At 67.6% G+C, this 8,166-nt stretch carries 6 protein-coding genes; 4 read left to right on the forward strand and 2 right to left on the reverse strand.

Annotated features, from left to right (window positions below; all coding sequences use genetic code 11):
• Positions 1-1,144: 1,144 nt before the first annotated feature.
• Positions 1,145-2,146, reverse strand: a complete 1,002-nt coding sequence (locus ON39_RS35590) for a sigma-70 family RNA polymerase sigma factor (protein WP_040740745.1) — start codon at positions 2,144-2,146, stop codon at positions 1,145-1,147.
• Positions 2,147-2,306: 160 nt separating this feature from the next.
• On the opposite strand from ON39_RS35590, the gene ON39_RS35595 reads away from it, so the two are divergent.
• Positions 2,307-2,876 (forward strand): dihydrofolate reductase family protein, encoded by a 570-nt coding sequence (locus tag ON39_RS35595; protein ID WP_040740740.1) that lies wholly within the window; start codon positions 2,307-2,309, stop codon positions 2,874-2,876.
• Positions 2,877-3,020: 144 nt separating this feature from the next.
• On the opposite strand, the gene ON39_RS35600 is transcribed toward ON39_RS35595, so the two are convergent.
• Positions 3,021-3,569, reverse strand: coding sequence for a DUF1062 domain-containing protein (locus ON39_RS35600; RefSeq protein WP_040740741.1), 549 nt, complete (start codon positions 3,567-3,569; stop codon positions 3,021-3,023).
• A 1,223-nt stretch (positions 3,570-4,792) separates the two neighbouring features.
• Here ON39_RS35600 and ON39_RS35605 point away from each other — a divergent pair.
• The 3 genes from ON39_RS35605 to ON39_RS35615 form a co-directional block, all read left to right on the forward strand.
• The gene (locus tag ON39_RS35605; RefSeq protein WP_040740746.1) at positions 4,793-6,238 is read left to right on the forward strand and encodes an amidase; all 1,446 of its coding nucleotides are present in this window, start codon (positions 4,793-4,795) and stop codon (positions 6,236-6,238) included.
• 127 nt (positions 6,239-6,365) lie between these two features.
• Complete coding sequence (locus ON39_RS35610) at positions 6,366-7,598, forward strand: winged helix-turn-helix domain-containing protein (RefSeq protein WP_051187518.1); 1,233 nt, start codon at positions 6,366-6,368, stop codon at positions 7,596-7,598.
• Between the two features lie 76 nt (positions 7,599-7,674).
• Positions 7,675-8,166 (forward strand): aldehyde dehydrogenase family protein (locus ON39_RS35615; RefSeq protein WP_040740743.1); only part of this gene is annotated, 492 nt, incomplete at its 3' end.

An 8,166-nucleotide genomic window follows, 5' to 3' on the forward strand; every position in this document is an offset into this window, starting at 1 on the left:
GCCACCACGATGTCGTCGTCTGGCATCCGCTCACTGCGCGCCAGCCCCGCGAACGGGTACCACCGACCCGTCCACGCCCCGGCCAAACCGTCCGCACGGGTATTGGAACTGCGTATGAACGAGATCACGACGCTCGCGGTGTCGCAGACCCAGGCTCACGCCGCAGCGACTTTCGACTTGGAGCCGCATACTCGAACGCGCAAGTTCGTGGGCCGCCGACCAGGCGGTGCAGGAGTCGAGGTTCTGGCGTTATGGCGCACGTTCACAGTCGGACGCGCGACCCGTGTGCCACGGCATCAGCCGCGACCGCGCGACCGATCTTTTCCGTAGTCGGCGTCCGCGACCGGGACATTCGAGCGCTACGACGTTCACGCCGGACTCGGCACGCCCGAAACGCTCACGCCGCCGCGGCTTCCGAACAACGGTGGTCAACTCGGCCGCGAACTCTCAGCACCCGCTGTCACACCTCAACGCACACAACTGAATCCCTACCCTCCGCGCCCCAGATCCCGGCCCGACCAGCATGTACATATGGGATGTTTCGTACTCCACGTAGACAAATCTACCCAATTTGTCGAAATCGCTGACGGTGAACCGTCTTACGGTCTAGCGTGCAAACCACCGGTGAATCAACGGATTTCGGTCCGAATGACCACGGAGGCGTCCGTGATTCATGACTCGCCGGTGGCGGAGCCCCTCCCGCCCTCTCGGATACCGATGCCGCCCGGACAGACCCCTGCCCGGGCGGCTTCGGCTCGAGCCTGAGCCCGTCCGGAGCCGGTCAAGCGATCATCAGCAACTAACGGCGGCATCGCCCAAGAAGCGTCCGTCACCGAATCCCTCTCGGTCGCCGCCTATTGCGGGTGTAGAGCGGACATCGCGGGGGCCCGAGGACTGGAGGCACGGAGACAACGGGGAGGCGGCTTCATGCGGAACCCGAAGCTTTGGATTGCTGTGTTCGGATTCGTGGCTGCACCGTTCTCGGCGGTCGCGCCCGCCGCTGCGGCCGGTCTTCCCCTCACCCCGGCAACCGACTCGGCCACGACGGTCGATCAACCGCAGCCGTGTATCAACTACCTGGGCAATATCCCGTGCAATCTGTCCACTCTCTCTGCGTCACTGGGTCTTCCGAGGTAGCAGTCTGTCACTCTGTTTCGGGGAGCGTTCGGGGTAGTCCGAAGCGCGGCATGACGTCGGTGCTGAAGCAGGTGATGGCGGTGATGTGGTCGTCGGCCGCGGTGATGATCAGGAGGGCGTAGGCGCGGTGGCCGCCTGCGTGCGGGTCTGCCTGGTACAGACCGAAGGCGGGCTGGCCGTTGGCGCGGGTGGGTATCACGCGATAGGTGAGGCCGGGGCGGAAGGTGACGGCGGCGAGCGCGCGGCGGGCTGATTCGATGCCGCGGTACTCCAGCATGACCGGCGGCATGGACAGTCTCACGTCGGTAACGAGCAGTGCGATCAGAGCATCCAGGTCGGCGCGTTCCAGGGCGTCGGTGAGCCGGGTGACGAGCCGATGTTCGGCGGCGGTGCCGGGCCGGCGCGCGGGCCCGCTGGAGTCGGCGAGGTGGTTGTCGACGGTAGCACGGGCGCGTTTTAGGGCACTTTGCACCGATTCCGTTGTGGCATCGAGCATCTCGGCGACCTCCGCGGCGTGGTAGCCGAGGACGTCGCGGAGGACGAGCGCGGCGCGTTGACGCGCGGGCAGCAGTTGCAAAGCGGTGATGAAGGCCATGGAGATGGCCTCGGTGGTCTCGTAGCGGGCCTCCGGTCCTGGGCAGCGGTCGAGCAGGACGTCGGGATAGGGCTCCAACCACGCCGGGTCGCCGGTGCCGGCGGGTGCGGGCAGCGCGACGTCGGGCAGCGGCGGGGCGATGCGGGGGCGGCGGCTGTTGGCCCGCAACATGTCCAGACACCGATTGGTCGCGATCTTGTAGAGCCAGGTCCGGAGCGAGGACCGCTCGCTGAACCCGCCGAGGTTACGCCACGCGGACACGAGGGTCTCTTGGAGCGCGTCCTCCGCATCCTGTAGCGATCCCAGAATGCGATAGCAGTGCACCTGCAACTCGCGGGAGTGTCCATGGACCAGATCGCGGAACGCGTTGTGGTCGCCGGCCCGAGCCCGCGCGATCAGGTCCATCGTCTCCATCACCATGCATCCTCGCCCTTCTTCTCCGCGTGGCCTCGTTCGACGCACTTACCGATACCGACGCCGCCGGGTAGGCGAATTGGGCGGTACCTGCCCGCCCAATTCATGGCTGAGCCGGACGTCTACCCGATGACAAGCATCAACGGAGACAGGAGAACCCGTGGCCAAGATCGTGATCACCACCAATGCCACCCTCGACGGCGTGGTCGAAGACCCCGACGGCAAAGAAGGTTCCGACCGCGGCGGCTGGTTCTACCGCTTCGGCGAATCCGACGTCCCCGCCTGGGACGCCCTCTCGACCCAGCAGGCCCTAGCAGCCGAAGCTCTCCTGCTCGGCAGGCGAACCGATACCTGGTTCGGCACCCGGGAACGCCCCGGCGAATGGGCCGACCGCACCCGCACCATGCCCAAATACGTAATCTCCACCACCGACGACAAGCCCGTCTGGGAGAACTCGACCGTCCTCGAAGGCAATGCGGTGCAACAGATCTCAGACCTCAAATCGAGCCTGACCGGCGAAATCCTCGTCTACGGCAGCTACACCCTCCTCCACACCCTCATCGAACACCACCTCGCCGACGAACTCCGCCTATGCGTCTTCCCGGTCGTCCTGGGCTCCGGCCGCCGCCTCTTCGACACCCTCACCGAACCCCACCCCCTCCACCTGACCGACCTCCGCCGAGTAGGCAACGGAATCATCTTCTACACCTACGAATTCGTGAAGAGCTGAGCCGTGAACGCTGTTCCTGCGCATCCCCCGCGCAGGAACAGCGCGCTCGGACTGCAGCTCGCTTCGAACTCGCCCTAACGGCGGGCGGCGTCACCACCTCACGGTGGGTCTTCGCCGGGCAGGCTGGCAGGCCGCAACGAGGGCTCAGCGTTTGAGCGTGAAGGTGAAGTCGCCGGAGAGCTTGCCGCCCAAGCGGACTGCCGACACCAGATTCCCCTCCGTGTGGAGTCTGTCGACCTCGGCCCGCGAAATACCGAGGCCTTCCGCGATCAGTCGCGTCGGCCGGACCGGGATCCGGGCCGCGAAGCGGACCGAGACGTCGATCACCTCGGCGTCCGTGTGGTCGGACCCGCCGGTGTCGAGGCGCCAGGCGTTGTCCCAGTCGAGGGCGATGCGATTACGGCGCTGCACGGCCGGATCCTGGAGCAGCTCTGCGGTCAGGCCGAGGTCGTTGCTGTGCAGCAGGTCCAGCAGTTCAGGTCGTATGGAGCGAACATTCATCCGCTCCAGGACCGTGAGTTTCGTGGTTTCCCCGCACTCGGTGCAGAGCGCCAGGAGCCACGCGTCGATGAGCTTGTGGTTCGCGTTGACGCGGAATTTTCCGTTCGTCCTGAAACGCTCGGACGCGCACACGTGGCAGCGGCGGCGAACGAGGGGCAGGCAGGTGGGCACGACCACCCAGATGTCGAGCATAGAAGTACACCCGTTTCAGTGAGAGGTTTGCAGCAAGAAGGAGCGCGACGCACATGCGCGACGCGCGACGATTCAGCGCTGGGGAGGTCTCACCGGATGTACAGCGGAATGTCCTTAAGTAGACGACGGTTCGGCAGCAGCGTAGTTACGCGCAGTAGCGCAGCTCTACTAATTTTCGAGTGCCTTCCCGCAAAGTATCTGCACGGCCGGGACCTCCACTGCACGTGCTGACGGATGCCTGCCGTGCAATCCGCGATACCCTCGGCCCCACGACATGGCGAAGGGCTGGAGCCCCGCACTCTCACTGGGGCCCCGCACTCTCTCTCGTGCCCTAGAGCCGGTGCGGGTCCCGAGAGACAGTGCGGATCCCGAGAGACAGTGCGGGTCCCGAGAGAGAGTGCGGGAGCGCGCTCGGATCACCGGGCCGGCGGCCGCGCCGCTGAGTTTGGTTCGCGCGCTGCGCCTCGCGCTGTGGCGGCGTCCGGAAGGGCTGGGGCCCCGCACTCTGTCTTGGGACCCGCACCCTCTCTCGCGCCCTAGAGCCGGTGCGGATCCCGAGAGAGAGTGCGGGAGCGCGCTGGGATCACCGGCCGCGCCGGTGGGTGTGGATCGCGCGCTGGGCCTCGCGCCGTGGCGGCGTCCGGAAGGGCTGGGGCCCCGCACTCTGTCTTGGGACCCGCACCCTCTCTCGCGCCCTAGAGCCGGTGCGGATCTCGAGAGACAGTGCGGGGCCCGAGAGAGAGTGCGGGCGTGCTGTGGGAGCGCGCTGGGATCACCGGGCCGATGGCCGCGCTGCTGGGTTTGGTTCGCGGGCTTGGTCTCGCGCCATGGCGATGCCCGGCTGGATCGAAGAGCTACGCCCTGAAGCGCCGCACCTGTATCTCGCGAGCCGCGCACCTGTATCTCGCGGTCGCGGCGACTTGCCTGTATCTCGCGGTCGCGGCGACTTGCCGCGTGCTCGGGGCAACGCCTGATTTGCGAATTATCTGGCGCTGCGGCTGGTAAGAACTGAGACAACTATCCTGTTGCGCTGGGCGGGTATTTCATGGCTTTTTATAGGGAGCCATAAGGTTGAAAGCCTTTCTGACCTTGGGTGATTCAACTGCAGTAGCGCAACTGAAGCGACTTATAGACGACGCCGTACATATTTCGGCACACCTCGCTCCCCCAGAGTCCCATTCGCACCCTCTAGACCACTCCTCGCCCCCGGTATGGTCGGCGCAATGGAGTGGAGTTTTCTTTCTGCGGAAGAACTTTCAGCGGCCCTGCGCGCAGGCAAGGTCAGTTCGGTAGAACTGACGGAGGAGGCGATCGAACGAATCGAGCGCGAGGACGGGGCAATCAACGCCATCTGTGTGCGCGATTTCGACCGTGCGCGCGAGGCGGCGCGGCGCGCGGATGCGGCACGGGCCCGCGGGGAGGACGGGGCGCTGCTGGGAATTCCGTTGACCGTCAAAGAGTGCTACAGCGTGGCGGGGCTGCCCAAGACCTGGGGCATGCCGCAGTTCAAAGACTTCGTGCCCGAGGAGGACGCACTGCAGGTGGCGCGGGTGCGGGCGGCGGGGGCGGTGGTGCTGGGCGTGACCAATGTGCCGCGGATGCTGCAGGATCTGCAGAGCTTCAACGGGATCTACGGCACCACCAATAATCCGTGGGATCACTCGCGCACGCCGGGCGGGTCCTCGGGCGGCTCGGCGGCGGCCTTGGCGGCGGGGTTCGGCGCGCTGTCGCTGGCCTCGGACATCGGCGGGTCGCTGCGTACTCCGGCGCATTTCTGCGGTGTGTACGCGCACAAGCCGTCGCTCAACCTGGTCGCGATGCGCGGCATGGTCCCGCCGCCGATGCCTGCCCTGCCGGTCAATCACGATCTGGCGGTCGTCGGCCCGATGGCGCGCACCGCGCGCGACCTGACGCTGCTGCTCGATGTGATGGCCGGGCCCGACCCGCTCACCCTAGGTGTGGCGCACGAGTTGGCGCTGCCGCCCGCCCGCCACGAGCACCTGAAGGACTTCAAAATACTGGTCCTCGAAGACCATCCGCGCATGCCGACCGGGTCCGCCGTGCGCGCGGGCCTCGACCGGGTGATGGACGCCCTGGTGGACGGCGGCGCCCGCGTCGAACGGCACAGCCCGCTGCTGCCCGACCTGGACGAAGCCGCGGTGCTGTACATGCAACTGCTGATGTCGAACGCGTCCCTCGGCGTGCCCGACGACCAGTACGACCAGGCCCGAGCCCTCGACCTGAGCCCGGACGACGACAGTCTCGACGCGGGCCGCCTGCGCGGCATCGTGTTCAGCCACCGAGACTGGTTGCGGGCCAACAATCGTCGCGAACTGCATCGTGCAGGCTGGCGGCGGTTGTTCGCCGAGTTCGACGCCGTCGTTTGCCCGATCACGCCTACACCGGCGTTCCCGCACGACCATCAGGCCGGTATCGCGGAGCGGCGGATCGACATCGACGGCGTCGACTACCCGTTCTTCGATCAGCTGGTGTGGGCCGGCCTGGCGACCATGCCGGGCCTGCCCGCCACCGCGATACCGGCGGGCCGGTCTCCCGAGGGTCTCCCGGTGGGCGTGCAGCTGATCGGTCCGATGTTCGAGGACCGCACTCCGCTGCGGCTGGCCGAACTTCTCGAGGAGAAGATCGGCGGGTTCCAGGCGCCGAAGTAGGGGGCGCTCGGCGTGTCCGGCGAACCCGCGCCGGACACGCCGAGCCCCCAGCATGCGGACCCCCAAACCCTCCCGCGCCCGTCGTGCGTACGCCAGAATGAGAGAGCGAAAGTGAGCTCACACGACGATGGGGTTCCCCGAAGTGGCACAGTTCCGCACCCTGACCCAGCGGCGGGCCGAACTGGAGAAGGAATGGGAGCGCTGGGCTACGGCTCCGAAGATCGCGACACCACCGGCCCGAACGACCTTGCTACGCACCGACGTCGCCCGATCCTGGCAGCGCTCGCTGCACACCGTCGACCCGTCGGTCACCGTAGCGCCGGGCCTCGACGACATCGGCGACACGTGGTCGCGCTCGCCGCTGCGCACCCCCATCACCGAACTCTCCGCTGACCTGCGCGGCATCACCGAGGACGCGGGCTACCTCGCCGTGGTCACCGACGCCGCGGGCACAATCATGTGGTCGTGCGGCGACCGCGCCCTGCGCAGACAGGCCGAGAACGTGAACTTCGCCCCGGGCGGCTGCTGGGACGAGACGCACATGGGCACCAACGGTTTGTCCCTGGCGTTGCACGACGACCGCCCCTGCTCGGTGTTCTCCGCCGAGCATCTCGTGGCGGCCCTGCACGGCTGGGTGTGCTACTCCGCGCCGATCCACGCCCCCGACGGCCGGCAGGTCGGCGTGATCGACCTGTCGAGCTCCTGGGATCGCTCCCACCCCGCGGTGATGACCTCGGTGCGGGCGCTGGTGACCGCGGTGGAGACCATGCTGCGCGCCGCCGAACCCGCGCCGACGCCCGGCGTGCGCCTCGAATGCCTGGGCACGGCAAAGCTTTTGCGCGACGGACGCCCCGTCCCGCTGCCGCCGCGCCAGCTCGAGATCCTGGCGTTGCTGGCGCTGGAGCCGGAGGGTTTCACCCCGGAGCAACTGCACGCCGCGGTCTACGGCGATCGCGCCGTGTCCACCAGCACGCTCAAAGCCGATGTCTCGCACCTGCGCCGCGCCACGGGCGGCGAGATCAGCAACCGCCGCTACCTGCTGACCGGTCCGGTCGCCTGCGATGCGGTGGAGTTGCTGGCCGCGGTCGCCGCCGGGGACACCACCTCGGCGGTGTGGCTGTATCGCGGTCCGCTGCTGCCGGGTTCGGACACGCCGGGCGTGGTGCAGTGGCGCGCGTATCTGGATGTCGGCGTGCGCAACGCGGTTCTGGCCAGCGATCGAGCCGAGCACGCCGTTGCCTTCGGTGAACGCGCGCCCGGCGATGTCGAGGTCCACGAGCACGCCCTGAACCTGCTGCCGATCGACGATGTGCGCCGCGCGGTGGTCGCCGCTCGTTTGCACACCGCGCTGCGCACCTGAGCGGGCGTACCAACCTCGCACCAACCTTCACCGGTCATAGTGGCCCTCTCAGAGAAATTCTGTGAGGAGCGAAGCCATGATCTACGCCAGACCGGGGTCCGACGCCGGCATAGTCAGCTACGCCACCCGGTACGACAACTTCATCGACGGCGACTGGGCCGCACCCATCGAGGGCCGCTACTTCGACAACGCCTCGCCGGTCGACGGCGAAACCTTCTGCACGGTAGCCCGTTCCAGCGCCGCCGACATCGACCTTGCCCTCGAGGCCGCGCACGCCGCCACCGATCGCTGGGCCGCCACCTCGCCCGCCCAGCGCGCCGCCGTGCTCGAGCACATAGCCGACCGCATCGAACGCAGCCTCGAGCCCTTGGCGGTCGCCGAAACCTGGGACAACGGCAAGCCGATCCGCGAAACCCGCTCCGCCGACCTGCCTTTGGCGGTGGACCACTTCCGCTACTTCGCCGGCGCCATCCGTGCCCAGGAGGGCAGCGTCGCCGAGATCGACGGCGACACAGTCGCTTACCACTTCCACGAGCCGCTCGGCGTGGTCGGCCAGATCATCCCGTGG

This window comes from Nocardia tenerifensis NBRC 101015, assembly GCF_000308715.1.
Taxonomy (GTDB): domain Bacteria; phylum Actinomycetota; class Actinomycetes; order Mycobacteriales; family Mycobacteriaceae; genus Nocardia; species Nocardia tenerifensis.